This window comes from Phreatobacter sp. GW821-FHT04C01, assembly GCF_059420385.1.
Genome location: NZ_JBWKTP010000017.1, coordinates 24735 through 42748, shown reverse-complemented (window position 1 = coordinate 42748; position 18014 = coordinate 24735). Strand labels below are relative to the sequence as shown.

General features: G+C 68.4%; 16 protein-coding genes. 4 read left to right on the top strand and 12 right to left on the bottom strand.

What is annotated here, in order from left to right:
- Position 1: 1 nt before the first annotated feature.
- Positions 2-3145 carry an efflux RND transporter permease subunit gene (locus AC07WJ_RS35620; RefSeq protein ID WP_494939480.1) on the top strand — a complete coding sequence of 1048 codons (3144 nt, stop codon included), beginning with the start codon at positions 2-4 and terminating at the stop codon, positions 3143-3145.
- A 94-nt stretch (positions 3146-3239) separates the two neighbouring features.
- On the opposite strand, the gene AC07WJ_RS35615 is transcribed toward AC07WJ_RS35620, so the two are convergent.
- The 11 genes from AC07WJ_RS35615 to ssb form a co-directional block, all read right to left on the bottom strand.
- Complete coding sequence (locus tag AC07WJ_RS35615) at positions 3240-3635, bottom strand: DUF2306 domain-containing protein (RefSeq protein ID WP_494939479.1); 396 nt, start codon at positions 3633-3635, stop codon at positions 3240-3242.
- A gap of 102 nt (positions 3636-3737) precedes the next feature.
- The gene (locus tag AC07WJ_RS35610; protein WP_494939478.1) at positions 3738-4940 is read right to left on the bottom strand and encodes an MFS transporter; all 1203 of its coding nucleotides are present in this window, start codon (positions 4938-4940) and stop codon (positions 3738-3740) included.
- A gap of 23 nt (positions 4941-4963) precedes the next feature.
- A complete protein-coding gene (locus AC07WJ_RS35605; protein ID WP_494939477.1) occupies positions 4964-6166 on the bottom strand; it encodes an MFS transporter in 1203 nt (400 codons plus the stop codon).
- A 3-nt stretch (positions 6167-6169) separates the two neighbouring features.
- Positions 6170-7594: an NAD(P)-binding domain-containing protein gene (locus AC07WJ_RS35600; protein WP_494939514.1), complete on the bottom strand. Its 1425-nt coding sequence runs from the start codon at positions 7592-7594 to the stop codon at positions 6170-6172.
- Positions 7595-7642: 48 nt separating this feature from the next.
- Complete coding sequence (locus tag AC07WJ_RS35595; protein WP_494939476.1) at positions 7643-7966, bottom strand: ArsR/SmtB family transcription factor; 324 nt, start codon at positions 7964-7966, stop codon at positions 7643-7645.
- 78 nt (positions 7967-8044) lie between these two features.
- On the bottom strand, positions 8045-8446 hold the full coding sequence (gene arsC, locus AC07WJ_RS35590) for an arsenate reductase (glutaredoxin) (RefSeq protein ID WP_494939475.1): 402 nt from the start codon (positions 8444-8446) through the stop codon (positions 8045-8047).
- On the bottom strand, positions 8443-9507 hold the full coding sequence (gene arsB / locus AC07WJ_RS35585; RefSeq protein ID WP_494939474.1) for an ACR3 family arsenite efflux transporter: 1065 nt from the start codon (positions 9505-9507) through the stop codon (positions 8443-8445). The genes arsC and arsB overlap by 4 nt, the downstream gene beginning before the upstream one ends.
- 3 nt (positions 9508-9510) lie before the next feature.
- Complete coding sequence (locus AC07WJ_RS35580; RefSeq protein ID WP_494939473.1) at positions 9511-10038, bottom strand: arsenate reductase ArsC; 528 nt, start codon at positions 10036-10038, stop codon at positions 9511-9513.
- Positions 10035-10400, bottom strand: coding sequence for an ArsR/SmtB family transcription factor (locus tag AC07WJ_RS35575; RefSeq protein WP_494939472.1), 366 nt, complete (start codon positions 10398-10400; stop codon positions 10035-10037). The genes AC07WJ_RS35580 and AC07WJ_RS35575 overlap by 4 nt, the downstream gene beginning before the upstream one ends.
- A 235-nt stretch (positions 10401-10635) precedes the next feature.
- Positions 10636-11139: a GNAT family N-acetyltransferase gene (locus tag AC07WJ_RS35570; RefSeq protein WP_494939471.1), complete on the bottom strand. Its 504-nt coding sequence runs from the start codon at positions 11137-11139 to the stop codon at positions 10636-10638.
- A 14-nt stretch (positions 11140-11153) separates the two neighbouring features.
- Positions 11154-11681 (bottom strand): single-stranded DNA-binding protein, encoded by a 528-nt coding sequence (gene ssb, locus AC07WJ_RS35565; protein WP_494939470.1) that lies wholly within the window; start codon positions 11679-11681, stop codon positions 11154-11156.
- Between the two features lie 421 nt (positions 11682-12102).
- Between ssb and uvrA the strand changes: the two genes are divergently transcribed.
- From uvrA to AC07WJ_RS35550, 3 genes are all read left to right on the top strand, one after another.
- Entirely contained in the window at positions 12103-15024 is a 2922-nt protein-coding gene (gene uvrA, locus AC07WJ_RS35560) for an excinuclease ABC subunit UvrA (RefSeq protein ID WP_494939469.1), read from the top strand.
- Between the two features lie 385 nt (positions 15025-15409).
- Positions 15410-16684: an MgtC/SapB family protein gene (locus AC07WJ_RS35555; protein WP_494939468.1), complete on the top strand. Its 1275-nt coding sequence runs from the start codon at positions 15410-15412 to the stop codon at positions 16682-16684.
- Positions 16685-16814: 130 nt separating this feature from the next.
- A complete protein-coding gene (locus tag AC07WJ_RS35550) occupies positions 16815-16979 on the top strand; it encodes a DUF1127 domain-containing protein (RefSeq protein ID WP_494939467.1) in 165 nt (54 codons plus the stop codon).
- 17 nt (positions 16980-16996) lie between these two features.
- Here the strand turns inward: AC07WJ_RS35550 and AC07WJ_RS35545 are convergent, their stop codons facing one another.
- Positions 16997-17893 (bottom strand): phytoene/squalene synthase family protein, encoded by an 897-nt coding sequence (locus AC07WJ_RS35545; protein ID WP_494939513.1) that lies wholly within the window; start codon positions 17891-17893, stop codon positions 16997-16999.
- Positions 17894-18014: the final 121 nt, after the last annotated feature.

The window sequence follows — 18014 nt, the reverse complement described above, 5'->3', positions numbered from 1 at the left end:
CATGAGCCGCTTCTTCATCGACCGGCCCAACTTCGCCTGGGCCATCGCGCTCGGCATCATGCTGATCGGCGTCATCTGCCTGCGCAGCCTGCCGGTCGCGCAATATCCGACGATCGCGCCGCCGACGATCCAGATCAATACCAGCTATCCCGGCGCTTCCGCCGAGACGGTCCAGAACACCGTCCTCCAGATCATCGAACAGCAGATGAACGGGCTGGACGGGCTGCTCTACTTCGCCTCGCAGAGCAACCGCGACGGCTCGGGACGCATCGCCCTGACCTTCGCCCAGGGCACCGATCCCGACACCGCCCAGGTGCAGGTGCAGAACAAGCTGTCGCTGGCGCTCACGCGCATGCCACAGGCGGTTCAGCAACAGGGCGTGAGGGTGACCAAGGGCGCCACCAGCTACCTGATGATCGCCGCCTTCGTCTCGACCGACGGCGCCCTGACCGTCAACGACCTCGCCGACTATATCGGCTCGGTCGTGCAGGACCCGATCGCCCGCACCGGCGGCGTCGGCAATTTCAACCTGTTCGGATCCCAGTATGCGATGCGGGTCTGGCTCGACCCGGAAAAGCTGGTCGCCTTCGACCTGATGCCTTCGGACGTCTCCGCCGCCATCGCCGCGCAGAACGTCCAGGTCGCCTCGGGCGAATTGGGCATGCGCCCGTCGGTTCCCGGCCAGATGCTCAATGCCGCGCTGATCGGGCCGTCCTATCTCAGGACCCCCGAGGAATTCGGCGCCATCCTGCTCAGGGTCAGGGAGGACGGCTCGCAGGTCCGCCTGCGCGATGTCGCGCGCGTCGAGCTGGGTGCCGAGAACTACGCCTTCAGCACCACCCACAATGGCCGCCCGGCGGCCGCCATCGCCATCGAGCTCGCGCCCGGCGCGAACGCGGTGGCCACCTCCCGGGCCGTGCGGGCGACGATCGACACCTTGCGTGCCACCCTGCCCCCGGGGGTCGAGGTGCAATACCCCCTGGACACCACGCCCTTTGTCGAGCTGTCGATCAAGGAGGTGGTCAAGGCGCTGATCGAGGCCATGGTCCTCGTTTTCATCGTCATGTTCGTCTTCCTGCAGAACCTGCGGGCCACGCTGATCCCGACCCTGGCCATTCCGGTGGTGCTGCTCGGCACCTTCGCCGTGCTCTCCATGGCCGGCTACTCGATCAACACGCTCACCATGTTCGCCATGGTGCTCGCCATCGGCCTCCTGGTCGATGACGCCATCGTCGTGGTCGAGAACGTCGAGCGCCTGATGGAGCAGGACGGGCTCTCGCCGCTCGAAGCGACGCGCGCTTCGATGGACCAGATCTCCGGCGCCCTTGTCGGCATCGCCCTCATCCTGTCGGCGGTGTTCCTGCCCATGTTCTTCTTCGGCGGCTCGGCGGGCGTGATCTACCGCCAGTTCTCGCTCACCATCATCACTGCCATGACGCTATCGGCGATCGTGGCGCTGATCTTCACGCCGGCGCTCTGCGTGACATTGCTGCGCCCACCCCGGCACGGTCCCCGCCGCGGCATCTTCGGCTGGTTCAACCGCAATTTCGAGCGGATGACCAACGCCTATGCCGGCGGTGTCCGCCGCATCACCAGCCGCCCGGCCCGATATCTGGTGATCTACGTCCCGCTGGTCGCGATCATGGCCGTCCTCTATGCGCGCCTGCCGACATCCTTCCTGCCGGACGAGGACCAGGGCATCATCTATGTCCAGGTGGTCACGCCGCCGGGCGCCACGGTGGAGCGCACGCAGCGTGCCCTGAACGACGTCATCACCTATCTCCTGACCGAGGAGAACGACGTCGTCGACTCCGCCATGGCCATCCTCGGCTTCAACTTCAGCGGCCGCGGCCAGAATGCCGGACAGACCTTCGTCCGGCTCAAGGACTGGTCCTTGCGGCCAGGCGAGCGGAACTCGGTCCGGGCGCTCCAGCGCCGGATCGCCGAACGCTTCGCCCGCTATGCCGATGCCCAGATCATCGCCTTCGTGCCGCCCGCGGTGACCGAGCTGGGCAATGCCTCGGGCTTCACCATGCAACTGCTCGACAACGGCCGGCTGGGGCGCGAAACCCTGCTGGCGGCGCGCGACCGGCTGCTGCAGGCCGCGGCCGCGAGCGGGGTCGTCACCAATGTTCGCCCCAACGAGCCGAACCAGGAGCCGCAATTGCGGCTGGACATCGACTGGGAGCGCGCCAGCGCTCTCGGCCTCACCATCAGCCAGGTGAACAGCACGCTCTCGGCGGCATTCGGCGCCGCCTATGCCGGCGATTTCCTGGACCGCGAGCGCATCAAGCGCGTCTATATCCAGGGCATGGCCGAGGCACGCATGCGCCCGGAAGACCTGTCGCGCTGGTATGTGCGCAACAGCTCGGGCTCGATGGTGCCGTTTTCGGCCTTCGCCTCGGCGCAATGGGACGTCGGCGCCTCGCGCCTCGGCCGGTTCAACGGCATCAGCGCCATCGAAATCCTGGGCACCGCGGCGCCGGGGCGCACCACCGGCGAGGCGATGGCCGAAATGGAGCGCATCGCGCAGGCGCTCCCCGTTGGGATCGGCATCGCCTGGAGCGGCCTGTCCTACGAGGAGCGCGCATCGGGGTCGCAAGCCGTCGCGCTCTATGCCATCTCGATGATCGTCGTGTTCCTCTGCCTGGTCGCGCTCTACGAGAGCTGGGCGATCCCGGCCTCGGTCATGCTCGTCGTGCCGCTCGGCGTGCTCGGTGCCGTCGCGGCCACCTTGTTCAGAGGCATGTCGAACGACGTCTATTTCCAGGTCGGCCTGCTCACCACCATTGGCCTCACCGCGAAGAACGCCATCCTGATCGTCGAATTCGCCAAGGCCCATTTCGAGGCCGGCGAGAGCCTGGCCGGCTCGGCCCTGCACGCCGCCAGGGAACGGCTGCGCCCGATCCTGATGACCTCGCTCGCCTTCGTCCTGGGCGTCGTGCCGCTGGCGATCGCCACCGGCGCCGGCGCCGGCGGCCGCACGGCGATCGGCACCGGCATCGTCGGCGGCGTGATCACCGGCACGGCCCTGGCGATCTTCTTCGTGCCCCTGTTCTTCGTGGTCGTGCTGCGCCTGTTCCGCACCAGGCGCCGTTCGGAAGCCAGGGGCGGCAATGCCGCGGCAGCCACCCCGGCCGAGTGACGTCGCGCCGAATCGGCCGGCGCTGGTCGTCAGCGCCGGCCGCCCGGCACCCGCATGCCGCCCCGCGATCCCGTGCTCTTTCCGGCCGGGCCGGTCACCCCGCCCAGGTCATCATCGCCATCACCCGCCCCGGCAGGAAGGCGAACAGGCCGGCGGCCGCCCAACCACCCGTCACCATCATCATGATCCGGCGGTGACGGGCGATATTGCCGCGGCGGCGAGCGACGATCGCCCCGAACAGGCCGAACAGGGTGATGATCGACAGGATGTGGATCGGACTGAACGGCCCGATCAGCCGGATCGAATGAATCCAGAACGACGAGATGGCGACGATGGTCATCAGCGCCACCCAGCTCCAGCCGAGCACGCGGTGCGTCGTGCCCCCTTTGCGGCGCATGAACTGCGCCAGGGTCAGCGGGATCAGGGCGAGCGCGGCGACGGCATGGATCTGGATGACGGCAGGCGCCGCAAGCAAGGGAGCGAGGGTCATGGCGGCCTTCGGGAGATCGGAGAGGAATGTAAAGTAAATAAACTTTACATTCCGACATGTCAATCCGGCCGGCGCGTCGAGGCCGTGTACGGAACGGACGGATCAGCGGGCCCGGCCGATCCGGCGCAGAATGGCGAGGCCGACCAGGGTGACCACCGCGACGTGGCCGAAGGCCAGGGCCCAACCGAAGCGGCTGTCCGGCCCCGCCATGTCCAGGGCGATACCGACCCCCAAGGGGCCGAGAAAGCCACCGGCATAACCGCACATGCTGTGCAGGCCCATCGTCGCGCCACGCAAGCCCGGCGCCGCGGCCTGGACGGTGCCCGCGGTCAGCGCCGAACTGTCGAGATAGATCGCCGCGTTCCACAGCACCACGCAGAGCGCGGCGAGCGGCGCCGAGACCAGGCTGGACAGGCCGGTGACCAGCGCGAGAACCGCCGCCGTTCCCATCGCGGCCGCAACGACCCGGGCGCGACCGAACCGCTGCGCCGTCTCGTTGCCCACGATCGAGACGGCGATCCCGACCAGGCCCGCGGCGGTGAAGATGATGGTTGGTCCCGGCAGCCAGCCGGCTGCGCCGTCGCGCAGAAGGGTGATGCCGAGAAAGGTCACGGCCCAGGCCCGCAGCGCCGCGAGCTCCCAGGTATGCACGGTATATCCCGCGATCCAGGCCATCGCGGCGCGGTTCCGCAACACCGGCCGGAAGTCGAGCAGTGCCGCCGCGGCCGGGGCGCCGGCATGCCGAGGGGGAACGCCCTTGGGCATGACCGCGAGACCGATGCCGAAGGCCATCGCGGCGGCGGCGGCTCCGAACAGGAAGGCGGCCGACGGACCGCCCAGGCTGTCGAAGAGGCCGGCAACCGCGAAGGAGCCGGCCCCCGCGATCCCGACACCCGCCGCATGCCAGGAGACGGCGCGCGACTGGGCATTTCCCTCCAGCCGGTCGGCGATCACTTTCAGCCCCGGCATGTAGCAGCCGGCCCAACCGATGCCGGCGACGGCACGCAGCGCCAGCCCGCTCCAGAATCCCTCCGCGAACAGGGCGAAGCCGAGATGCGCTGCGGCCGTCAGCGCCGTGCCGAACAGATAGATGCGCCGCGCCGGGACGCGGTCGGTCAGGCCGACCAGGATCGGGACGGCCGCGACATAGGCCGCGAAATAGGCGCCGATCAGCCAGCCGGCCTCCGTCGCCGAAAGCGACCAGCGGGTGATGAAGCCCGGCAGCAGGGCCGGCAAGGTAAAGGTGCCGATCTGCGCCAGCACCTGGGCCGCGACGACGGCGCCCACGAAGCCGGAAGCGGCCATCGCCCGCTCATGGCCGATTTCCTTTATCGAATGCATTGGCCCTGCCCACGATCAGCGCCGACATGGCCGCTCGCGCATCCGGTCTTGACGAAGCACAGCGCGGCGAGGGCGACAATGCCGAATGTGCTGGACGCCACCAGCGCCCCCGCCCCCCAGCGCTCGATCAACAGCCCGAACATCAAGGGGGCGGCCGCCTGGGCCATGCGTGCCGGCGCACCGATCAGGCCGAGGCGGTAGCCGTAATTGTCCGGACCGAAAATGGCCAAGGGAACGGTGCCGCGCGCGATCGTCAGCACGCCGTTGCCTGCGCCGTGCAGGAGCGCGAAGGCCCCCGCCGCCGCGCCTCCGCCGAACAGCCCGAGGACCGCCGCGCCGATGGGATGGGTCATGGCCGCGAGCCGCGCCGACAGCAGCGGATGGAAGCGGTTCAGGAGGCCGGCCTCGACCAGGCGCGCCGCGACCTGGGCCGGCCCGATCAAGGCGCCGGCCGCGATGGCCTCGGTGACGGAGGCGCCGGCGGCCTGCAGCAGGCGGGGCAAATGCGCCGCCATGGCGCCGGCGACCAGAGAGGTGAGCGCGAAGGCGATCGCCAGCAGGACCATGTTGCGGTCCCAGGAGACCGTCGCGGCGGGCGGTGGCGCGACCTTGGCTGCCTGGGCCTTTTCGGCGCGCGGCAACAGGAACCAGTTCAGCGGCAGGCCGATCAGCAGATGGCCCGCGGCCCAGGCAAGGCAGGTGGGACGCCAGCCATATTCGGCGAGCCCCCAGGCGGTCAGCGGCCAGCCGATCGTGCTGGCAAAGCCGGCAATGAGCGTAATGCCGGTGATCGTCGAACGGGCGGAAGCGCCATAGATCCGCCCGAGCGTCGCAAAGGCCGCGTCATAGAGCCCGAGCGCCATGCCAAAGCCGAGGACCAGCCACGCCAGCCATAAGACGAGCTGCGACTGGGCCAGGCCGAGCAGGATGAGCCCGGCCGCCAGGGCCAGGCTGGACAGGGCCAGCACCCCGCGCCCGCCGAAGGCATCGATGCTGCGGCCGATGCGCGGGCCGAGAACGGCGGAGACGAGCAGCGATGCCGAGAAGGCCGCGAAGATCCAGGCACTCGACGTGCCGAGGTCGTGCGCCATCGCGTCGGCCAGGATGGCCGGCAGGTAGTAGCTGGAGGCCCAGGCCAGGGTCTGGGTGGTTCCCAGGACGACGACGACACTCATCCGGCTCCGCGACATCGGTCAGCCACGGCAGCCGGCGGCGGGCCCGGGCGCCGTTTCGGGCCGGGGTGACGTCTTCACGGAACCGCAGCCACATCCCTCCTCCGCCGTCCGCTTCGCCGGCTCGTCCTGCCCGCAGCAGGCCGCCGCGTCCGCTTCGGCCGGCCCGCCACCGCCGACGGCGTCGCCGTTCGGCGAGCGGGACAGGCTGCACACCCCCGTCTCCGGCAGAACCAGCTCGACGCGCCGGGCGGCCTCGTGATCACCGGCGATTTCGGCGACGATCGAGCGGACCTGCTCATAACCCGTCAGCATCAGGAAGGTCGGAGCCCGGCCGTAGGACTTCATGCCGGCGAAATAGAGCCCAGGTTCCGGCTGAGCCAGTTCGCGCGCGCCATGGGCGCGCACCGTGCCGCAGCTATGTTCGTTCGGATCGATGAGCGGGGCCAGGAGCGGTGGACACTCGAGCGCCGGATCGAGGCCGAGCCGCAGTTCACGGAGGAACCCGAGATCGGGCCGAAAGCCGGTGGCCACGACCAGCTCGTCGACCAGGACGTGGCGGCCGCAACAGGCCGAACCGGCACCCACGCGCAAGCCGGCCTCGGTTGCCGTCACATGCGAGACACGGAATTCCGTCTCGATCTGGATCCGCCTGTCCGTGACCAGGCCGGAAAGCACCGACCCGAGGGCGCCGCGTACCGCCAGGGCATCGTTGACGCCCCCGCCGAAGGACTTCGCCGGGTCGTTGCCGCGCAAGAGCCACAGGACGCGCGTGCCGGCATCCGCGGCGGCGAGGCCGGCCAGGTCGATCAAGGTACCGACGGCCGAATGGCCGGCGCCCAGCACCGCGACGGTCCGGCCCGCATAGCGGTTCCGGTCGGCTCCGCCGACGTCGGGCAAGCCATAGGCGATGCGCGCCGCGGCCGCCGCCTCGCCGACCGCCGGCAAGCCATTGGCCCCGGCCGGGTTCGGCGACGACCAGGTGCCGGAGGCGTCGATAATGGCATCGGCCAGCACCGTCTGGTCGCCGTCGCCATTCCGATAGCGGATCTCGAAAGGCGCCTCCGCCCTGCCCTTGGTCTTCACCTTGTCGAACCCGGCCCGGCTGATGCCGGTGACGCGGCTCGACAGGCGGATGTGATCCTTCAATGCCGTGCGGGTCGCGAGCGGCCGCAGATAGCCCTCGATCAGCGCGCCGCCGGTCGGATAGAGCATCGGGTCGGGCGGGTTCCAGCCGGCCCCGGCCAGCAGCCGGGCCGCCGCCTTGTCGATGTTGAACTCCCAGGGCGAAAACAGCTGGACATGGCGCCATTGGCGGATGGCGGCGGCAATGTCAGGGCCGGCCTCCAGCACGATCGGCTCGAGCCCCCGCTCCAGCCCATGCGCGGCGGCCGCCAGGCCGACCGGCCCGGCTCCGATGACAGCAACGGTCTTGCGCTTCTCGATTCCCATTAAACGGTCCTTCCGGAAATATCGAATTACAAAGCGAAAAGGTCAGGGAGCCGGCGCGGCGGCGGGGGCCGCGCCACAGGCCTGGTCGGCGCAACATTCCTCGACGAGGAAATCAACCAGCCCGCGCATCACGTCGTAATTGGCCCGGCAGATCAGCGTGGTGGCCTGGCGCTCCTGGGCGATCAGGCCAACCACGACCAGGCTCTTCAGATGGTGCGACAGCGTCGAGGCAGCGATGTCCAGGCTCGCCTGCAGCTTACCGACGCTGGAGCCGGCATCGCCGGCACGCACCAGCATGCGGTAGATCCGAAGGCGTGTCGGGTTGCCGAGGGCTTCGAGGCGGGCGGCGGCATCGTCGATGTTCATGCGGCAAGCCTCGCCGAGGATCGGCGGCGAGTCAACCGTATTTCTAGAATTACAGAAATATGGAGTTCCCCCTGGCCGTCAGCTCCGGACGACCTCGCCGTCCTCCTTGACGAAGACGCCGATGTCGCGGTTCGGCAGAATATCGAGAACGGCTTCCGACGGCCGGCAGAGCCGTGTGCCCTTCGGGGTCTCGACGATCGGCCGGTTGATCAGGACCGGATGCGCCATCATGGCATCGATCAGGGCCTCGTCGCTCAAGCCGGGATCGTCGAGGCCGAGCGCGCCATAAGGCGTGTCCTTCCGGCGCAAGAGTGCGCGCGGCGTGATCCCCATGGCGAAGATCAACTGGACAAGCCGGACGCGGCTCGGCGGATCCTGGAGATAGTCGACGACCACCGGATCCTCGCCGCTCGCCCGGATCATCGCCAGGGTGTTGCGCGAGGTCCCGCAGGCGGGGTTGTGATAGATCGTGACGGTCATGATACGGCGTCTTCCGATGGTCCGAGCGGCCGGACGGCATCGCCGCGCTCGTACCAGCCCTTGCTGCGATTGACGATCCAGACCACCGACAGCATCACCGGCACCTCGATCAGAACACCGACGACGGTGGCGAGCGCCGCGCCGGAATTGAAGCCGAACAGGCTGATGGCCGCGGCCACCGCCAGCTCGAAGAAATTGCTGGCGCCGATCAGCGCCGAGGGACCGGCGACGCAATGCTGCTCGCCGGTCATCCGGTTCAGCAGATAGGCCAGGCCCGAATTGAAATAGACCTGGATCAGGATCGGCACGGCGAGCAGCGCGATGACCGCGGGCTGGGCGATGATCTGTCCACCCTGGAAGCCGAACAGCAGGACGAGCGTGACCAGCAGCGCCACCAGCGACAAGGGCTGCAGGGTTTTCAGGAGGCCGGCCAAGGCCGCCTCCCCGCCGCGCGCCGTCAGCCGGCCGCGCAGCGCCTGCGCCGCGATGACCGGGATGACGATGTAGAGCCCGACCGAGAGCACCAGGGTCGCCCAGGGCACCGATATCGCGGAGAGGCCGAGCAGCAGGCCGACGATGGGCGCGAAGGCGACGATCATGATGGCGTCGTTGAGCGCCACCTGGCTCAGCGTGAAATGCGGCTCGCCCCGGGTCAGGTTCGACCAGACGAAGACCATGGCGGTGCAGGGCGCCGCCGCCAGGATGATCAGGCCGGCGATATAGCTGTCGATCTGGCCGGCCGGCAGATAGGGGCGGAACAGAAAGCCGATGAACAGCCAGCCGAGCAGCGCCATGGAAAAGGGCTTCACCGCCCAGTTGATGAACAGAGTGACCCCGATGCCGCGCCAATAGGCGCCGACCTTGCCGAGCGCGGAAAAATCGATGCGGATCAGCATGGGGATGATCATCAGCCAGATCAGCACCGCCATGGGGATGTTGACCTTGGCGATCTCGGCGGCGCCGATGACCTGGAACAGGCCGGGCAAGGCATGGCCGAGCGCGATCCCGACGACGATGCAAAGTGCGACCCAGAGGGTCAGGTAGCGTTCGAACAGCGACATGGCTCAGCTGACTTTCGGATTGGCCGACGAGGCGCCGTCCATCGCGCCGATGGCGTGCAACGCCTGGGCGAGCGCCATGCGGTCGAGGGTGGCGAAGGGCAGCGCCGCGAAGACCGAAAGCCGGGCCTTCAGATAGCGGACGGCGGCGACGAAGGCCGCGGTCCTCTCCACCGCCGTGCCCTCGACGGCCGCCGGATCCGCGATGCCCCAGTGAGCGGTGGCCGGATGGCCGGGCCAGACCGGACAGATTTCGCCGGCCGCGCTGTCGCAGACGGTGAAGATGAAATCCATTTCGGCCGCGCCGGGCACGGCGAATTCGGTCCAGGCCTTGGAACGCAGGCCATCGGTCAGATAGCCGAAGGATCCGAGCACCTGCAGCGTCAGGGGGTTGACCTCTCCTTTCGGCTGGCTGCCGCCGGAGAAGGCCCTGAAGCGCCCCGCCCCGTCCTTGTTCAGAATGGCCTCGGCCAAAATCGAACGGGCGGTGTTGCCGGTGCACAGGAACAGGACATTGAAGACGCGTTCGGTCATGGCCGGGAACCTTGGGCGGCAATCGCGGGCGGGCAGCAGGGGGTGAGATCGGCAATCAGCGGCGCGCAGAGCTCCGGCCGGCCGCCACAGCAGTCCTTCAGCAGGAAAAGCGTGAGCGCGCGAAAGCCTTCGAGGTCGGCGCGATAGATGATCGACCGGCTGCGCCGCTCGCCGACGATCAGGCCGGCGCGCGACAGAACCGCCAGATGCGCCGACATGGTGTTCTGAGGGATCGCCATCAGGCGCGCGAGCTCACCCGCGGGCACACCGTCGGGCTCGCGACTGACGAGCAGGCGGAACGTTTCGAGACGGGTCGATTGAGCGAGGGCGGCGAGCGCCAGAATTGCGGATGTCGATTCCATATATCCAGATTACTGGATATATAAGACATTGCCAAGACGGTCTGTCGCGTGCGGCCCGGAGCGATGCGATCCCCTCGCGGCTTTCGACAATGCCGGCGTCCTGCGCGGTGCCGGTCGTCCCCGTCCCGGCGGGCATGCCGGCGGTAGGGGCACCTGCCCGCCCGGCGTGCTCATCCTGGCCGGACCGGCCAACCCGCAGCCCGAGGCATCGGGCAAGCCCGCCGGCGCGGCCGCGTCAGGACGTGCGCCATTCCCGGCGCAGCAGCGACATCAGCATCTGGTCGGACCGCGCGCCATCGGCGCGCTTCACCGCTTCACGCAACAGCCCCTCCTCGACGAAGCCGAGGGAGCGATAGACGTGCCGGGCGCGCGGATTGTCGGTGAAGACTTCGAGCAGGAAGCGGTGGCAGCGCGTTTGGGCAAAGACCCAGTCGATGACCGCGGTCAGGAACGGCCTGCCGAAGCCCTGCCCGGCCGCCGCCGACACGATGCGCTGCAGGCCGATATTGTCGGAGGGGTTGTTGAGATCGCGCAGGATGGCGAAGCCGGCGGGCTCGCCGCCTTGCCGCGCGCCGATCAGATAGGCGAAATCCGGCGAGGCCATGGCCGCCAGATGCCGCTCGGCCGGCCAGCGGCCGACCTGCCGCTCGAAGGCCGGCTGTCGCTCGGCCGCCATGATGAAGGCGAGATCGTCAGGCGTCGCCCGGCGCACCGAAACGTCGATCGCCGGGCCCGCCATGGTCGTTTATCCGCTCAGAACGGAATTTCGTCGTCATCCATGCGGCCGCCACCGCCGGCGGGCGCCGCCGGACGCCGCGGCGCCTCGGCGCGGCCCATGCCCGACCGGTTCTCGATGCCGCCGGACGAGCCGAAGCTGTCGTCGCCATAACCGCCGCCGCCGCCGGCATCCGCGCCGCCACCGCCGCCGCCGCGGCCGTCGAGCAGCACCATTTCGCCACGGAAGCGCTGCAGCACCACTTCGGTGGTGTATTTCTCCACCCCCGACTGGTCCTGCCATTTGCGCGTCTGCAACTGGCCCTCGATATAGACCTTGGCGCCCTTGCGCAGATATTGCTCGGCGACCTTCGTCAGGTTTTCATTGTAGATGACGACCGCGTGCCACTCGGTGCGCTCCTTGCGCTCGCCCGACCCCTTGTCGCGCCAGCTTTCGGTGGTCGCGATGCGCAGGCTGCAGACCTGCTCGCCATTGTTCATCCGCCTGACTTCCGGATCCTTGCCCAGATTGCCGATCAGAATGACCTTGTTGACGCTGCCTGCCATGACACGCTCCCTTTCCCCGCAGCCGCTGCCCGGGGCGCTTTCAGCCTGAACTGATCGGAGCCATCCCATGTTCGGCCGGCTCCGTCACCGCGAGATCGTCGGGAATTCCGATTATCCCCCAGTTTCTCGAACAGGGTGCGCGGGAATTCCGCCTCGCGATGATGTTCTTTATTTGTTCTTGTCGCGTCTGACAAGGCCCGATAAGGTCCGCCGGCGCGCAGGGTTCGAATCGGCGCGCCCATCCTGTGCAAATCAGCCATCCGGCGGCTCCGCGCCACTGGCGGGGAGCGGCTGTCGTTTCTACCTTGGGGGCTTGTTTCTCGACATGTCGACCTTTGCCGAGGTCCGGCGAGCCGCTTGCCCCCGTCTTGCGCGCGACATGCGCGTGCCTTCCTGTGATCGCGTTCAACGGACCCGATAGATGACCGATCTTTTCGACAAGTTCCGCGACGACGTGCGGCGCCCCGACCAGCGGGTGATCACCGTGCGCGGCGCGCGCGAGCACAATCTGAAGGGCGTCGACCTGACCATTCCGCGCGACGCGCTGGTGGTGTTCACCGGGCTGTCCGGCTCGGGCAAGTCGTCGCTCGCCTTCGACACGATCTATGCCGAGGGCCAGCGGCGTTATGTCGAGAGCCTGTCGGCCTATGCCCGCCAGTTCCTCGAAATGATGCAGAAGCCGGATGTCGACCAGATCGACGGGCTGTCGCCGGCGATCTCGATCGAGCAGAAGACCACCTCGAAGAACCCGCGCTCCACCGTCGGCACGGTCACCGAGATCTACGACTACATGCGCCTTCTATGGGCCCGTGTCGGGGTGCCCTATTCGCCGGCCACCGGCCTGCCGATCGAGAGCCAGACGGTCAGCCAGATGGTCGACAAGACGCTCGCCTTGCCCGAGGGCTCCAGGCTCTATCTGCTGGCGCCGGCGGTGCGCGGCCGCAAGGGCGAGTATCGCAAGGAGCTGGCCGAGTACCAGAAGAAGGGCTTCCAGCGGGTCAAGGTCGACGGCACCTTCTACGAGATCGCCGACGTGCCGCCGCTCGACAAGAAGCTGAAGCACGACATCGACGTGGTGGTCGACCGGGTGGTGGTGCGCGCCGACATGGCGGCGCGCCTCGCCGACAGTTTCGAAATGGCGCTGAAGCTCGCCGATGGCATCGCCATCGTCGAATTCGCCGAGGGCAAGGATTCAAAGGGCGAGCCGCTCAGGGTGATCTTCTCGGAGAAATTCGCGTGTCCCGTCTCCGGCTTCACCATTTCCGAGATCGAGCCGCGGCTGTTTTCGTTCAACAACCCGTTCGGCGCCTGCCCGGCCTGCGACGGCCTCGGCGTGGAGCAGACGATCGATGCCGACATGGTCATCCCGGACCGCGACCTGAGCCTGCGCAAGGGCGCCATCGCGCCCTGGGCCAAGTCGACCTCGCCGTTCTACACCCAGACGCTCGACGCCTTGTCGAAACATTACGGCTTCTCGCTGACCGCGCCCTGGCGCTCGCTGCCCGAGAAGGCGCAGAACGTCATCCTCTACGGCACCGGCGAGGAGACCGTCACCTTCAAATATGACGACGGCTTGCGCTCCTACGAGACCACCAAGACCTTCGAGGGCGTGGTGCGCAATCTCGAGCGGCGCCTGAAGGAGACCGAAAGCGAATGGGCGCGCGAGGAAATCTCGCGTTATGTCTCGGCCGTGCCCTGCAAGACCTGCAACGGCTTCCGCCTGAAGCCCGAGGCGCTGGCGGTCAAGGTCGGCATGACCCATATCGGCGAAATCTCGCAATTGTCGGTGCGCACGGCCAATGACTGGTTCGCCGAACTGCCGCCGAAACTGACCACCAAGCAGAACGAGATCGCCGTCCGCATCCTGAAGGAAATCCGCGACCGGCTGCGCTTCCTGGTCGATGTCGGCCTGGAATATCTGACCCTCGGGCGCAATTCCGGCACCCTGTCGGGCGGCGAGAGCCAGCGCATCCGGCTGGCCTCGCAGATCGGCTCCGGGCTGACCGGCGTGCTCTATGTGCTGGACGAGCCGTCCATCGGCCTGCACCAGCGCGACAATGAGCGGCTGCTCGGCACGCTGAAGCGGCTGCGCGACCTCGGCAATACCGTCATCGTCGTCGAACATGACGAGGACGCCATCCTGCAGGCCGACTATGTCGTCGATGTCGGCCCCGGCGCCGGCATCCATGGTGGCCGCATCGTCGCCCAGGGCACGCCGTCGGACGTGATGAACGACCCGAAATCGCTCACCGGCAAATATCTGACCGGCGAAATGTTCGTGCCGACGCCGAAGCGGCGCAAGCCGCAGAAGGGCCGCGCGCTGAAGATCGTCAATGCCCGCGGCAACAACCTGAAGAACGTCACCGTCGAGATCCCGCTCGGCACCTTCACCTGCATTTCCGGGGTCTCCGGCGGCGGCAAGTCGACGCTGCTGCTCGACACGCTCTACAAGGCGGTGGCACGCAAGCTGAACGGCGCCAACGAGGCCCCTGCCCCGCATGACCGCATCGAGGGCATCGAGCATCTCGACAAGGTCATCGACATCGACCAGTCGCCGATCGGGCGCACGCCGCGCTCCAACCCGGCGACCTATACCGGCGCCTTCACGCCGATCCGCGAATGGTTCGCGGGGCTGCCCGAGGCCAAGGCGCGCGGCTACGAGCCCGGCCGCTTCTCGTTCAACGTCAAGGGCGGCCGCTGCGAGGCCTGCCAGGGCGACGGCGTCATCAAGATCGAGATGCACTTCCTGCCCGACGTCTACGTCACCTGCGACGTCTGCAAGGGCAAGCGCTACAACCGCGAGACGCTGGAGGTGGTGTTCAAAGGCAAGTCCATCGCCGACGTGCTCGACATGACCGTCGACGAGGGCGTCGAGTTCTTCAAGGCGGTGCCCAGGGTGCGCGACATCCTGAAGACGCTGTCGGAGGTCGGCCTCGGCTATATCCATGTCGGCCAGCAGGCCACGACGCTCTCGGGCGGCGAGGCGCAGCGCGTCAAGCTGTCCAAGGAACTGTCGCGCAAGGCCACCGGGCGCACCCTCTACATCCTGGACGAGCCGACCACCGGCCTGCATTTCCACGATGTCGCCAAGCTCCTGGAAGTGCTGCACGAACTGGTTGCCCAGGGCAATTCGGTTGTCGTCATCGAGCACAATCTCGAGGTCATCAAGACCGCCGACTGGGTCATCGACATGGGCCCCGAGGGCGGCGACGGCGGCGGCGAAGTGGTCGCCATCGGCCCGCCCGAGGAGATCGCCAAGGAACTGCGCAGCCATACCGGGCGCTTCCTGCGCGAGGTGCTGCAGCGCCGTCCGATGAAGGCCAAGATCGAGGCCGCGGAATAGGCGAATGGCGAATGGCGATGAAGCCGAACGCCTGGCGCGCGCCAACCCTCGCCCACGCCTGCGTGGGAGAAGGTGCCGGCGGGTGAGGGTCGCTGCGCCGGCGCGTGACCTGCGTCCCGATGGCAAGCGACGGACTGAGCGCCAGGCGGGTTTCTGACCCCTGCCCTCATTCCAGGCGGAATGCACGGCGAGTGTCGACGCCGCCACCCTCACCCGGCCGCTCCGCGGCCACCCTTTCCCACGCAGACGTGGCCGAGGGCTGGCGCCGCCGGCGCCGCATCATCCCCATTCCCCACTCGCCATTCGCCACTCGCCCGACCCCGCCCCTTGGCACCCGCGCCGGTGCCGGGCATATCTGCTGGCTCGGGGACGGCGCGGGCATGTCATGAACGATATCGAACTGTTCCAGCGCTTCGGACTGGCCATCGCCATCGGCGCGCTGGTGGGGGTCGAGCGGCACTGGCGTGAACGCGACGAGCCGGAGGGCCGGCGCACCGCCGGGGTCCGCACCTTTTCACTGGTCGGCATGCTGGGCGGCGGCGCCGGCCTGCTGGAGCTGGCGCTGAAGCCGGCCAATGGGCCTTCCGGCATCGTGCTGGTCGGCCTGTTTCTCGGCTTCGCCGCGACCTTCACCCGCTTCAAGCTGCGCGAAGCCGCGGCCGAGCACGATTTCAGCGCGACCACCGCGATCGCCGCCCTGCTCACCTTCGTGCTTGGCGCCGTGGCCGTCGTCGGCGACATGCGGGTCGCCGCCGCCGGCGGCGTGGTGCTCGCCACCATTCTCGCCAGCCGCGAGGCGTTGCACGGCTTCATGCGGACCCTGACCTGGCCGGAACTGCGCTCGGCGATCGTCCTGCTCGCCATGACCCTAGTGGTCCTGCCGCTGATTCCCGCCGAGCCGCTCGGCCCGTTCGGCGGCATCTCGCCGGCCAAGATCTGGACGCTCGCGATCCTGCTGGCCGGCGTCTCCTTTGCCGGTTACGTCGCGGCGAAGGTGCTGGGCGGGCGTTCGGGCGAACTGGCCGCGGGCGCCGCCGGCGGCCTCCTGTCGTCGACCGCTGTCAGCCTGGCCAACGCCCGCCGCTCGACCGAACAGGACGCCCCTGGCCTGCTGGCCGCCGGCGCGCTGGTGGCCGGCGCGGTGTCCTACATCCGCACCGGCCTGCTGATCGCCGCGCTCGCCCCGGCCCTGACCCTGCGCGTCGCACCCGCGCTCGCCGCCGGCACGCTCGTCATGGTCGCGGCGGCGCTGCTGATGGCGCGCCGCGGCACCGAGCCCGACGGCCCGCAGGTGGTGCGCAATCCGTTCGAACTCTGGTCGGTGCTGCAGATGGCCCTGCTGCTCACCGTCATCGGTTTCGTTGCCCGCGCAGCGGCAGCCTGGTTCGGCAGCGGCGGCACCATTGTCGTCTCGGCACTGGCCGGTTTTGCCGATGTCGACGCCGCGACCCTGACCGTCGCCGGCATGGCCGGCACCGCGCTGTCGCTCGATGTCGCGACCGCGGCGATTCTCGTCGCGGTCGTCTCCAACACGGCCGCCAAGGCCGGTTATGGCCTGGGCCTGGGCACATGGGGCTTCGGCTGGCGTTTCGCTCTCGCATCGGCGGCGGCGCTTTTTGCAAGCGTTCTGGGCCTGTTTGCCGGCTCCATGCTCACCTGAGACCGACAGGCTGCGTTCGCGCATAGCTGCGGTGCAACATTTTCTCTTCGCAACTGCGAAATCGCAACTATCTCTCACCCAGCGAACGTCATGGGAGGGGCGTTCGAGTGTTCCGATTGGAGATATCCCGATGCTTTACCTGTTCAACGCCCTCGTGACCCGCTTCAACGCCTGGCTGACCTATCAGCGCACCAAGGCCGAGCTGACCCAGCTCGACGACCGTTCGCTGGCCGACATGGGTTTCCAGCGCGGTGAGATCGAGTTCCTCGCCCGCAAGGCCGCCCGGTCGATCTGACCTGGCTGTCGGGTCGCTCAGGCGACCTTGACTGAAAGATCGGCGAGCCTCGGACCAGACCGGGCTCGCCGGGCGCCCCGCCACATCAGCCACTGCCGGCGCCATTGCGGCGCCTCGACCTGGCTGGTGAACGGCGCCTCGATGAACCGATCCATCCGATCGAGGTAGAGGCGGCACAGCGCCGCCGGCAGGAATGCCGCCGCAACCTCGACCGCGACCTGGCCCCGAAGCGCCTCGCTGGCCTGCACATGGCCGCGCGCCAGGACGCGCAAGTCCTCGAGCGCCTCGCCGATCCCCGCCGACATCGTGCCGCTGACGATATCCTCGCGCCGCGCCCCGCGGCGCGCGAGGATGTCGGCCGGCACGAAGACCTGGCCGCGCGCCGCATGCAGCGGAAACGCCCTGATCAACCCGGTCAGCGCATAGGCGACGCCGGCATGGCCGGCGATATCGGCGGTTCCGGGATCCCGCCCGTCGGCGAGGACCAGCGCCGCCAGCTGCATCAGCGCCGACGAGGTCTCGCCGCAATAGCCTTCGAGATCGGTCACCGACGGCATGAGGTCGTCATAGAGATCGAACACCCGGGCATCGATGAGATCGATCAGCGGCTTCACCGGCAGGCGCCGGCGCGCGATCACCTGCGTCAGCGCGGCCGCCACCGGATGCCCCGAGACATCGCCCCGCGCCTCGCCGTTCAACAGGTCGCGCCACCATTGCAGCCGGACCTCGCCCGGCAAGGGCGCCGATATCCGCTCGCGCACCGCAGCGATCTCGATGTTGAAGGCGTAGAGCGCCATCAGGTCCGGCCGGAACGGCGCCGGCGCGAACAGGCTCGCCAGCCAGCGGTCCTTGTCCGCCGTCCGCACCAGATCCTCGCAAGCCTGAAAGGCGTTCGCCGCCGTGTCCGACGCCATGATGGCCTTCGCTAAAGGAGCAGGGTCGAGCGGCACGCACCGGCACCGCCGCGCGGAACATCCGCGACAACAACAGGATAGCGCATTTTCCCGAATCGAATTCGCAAGGGTCGGCGTCCCG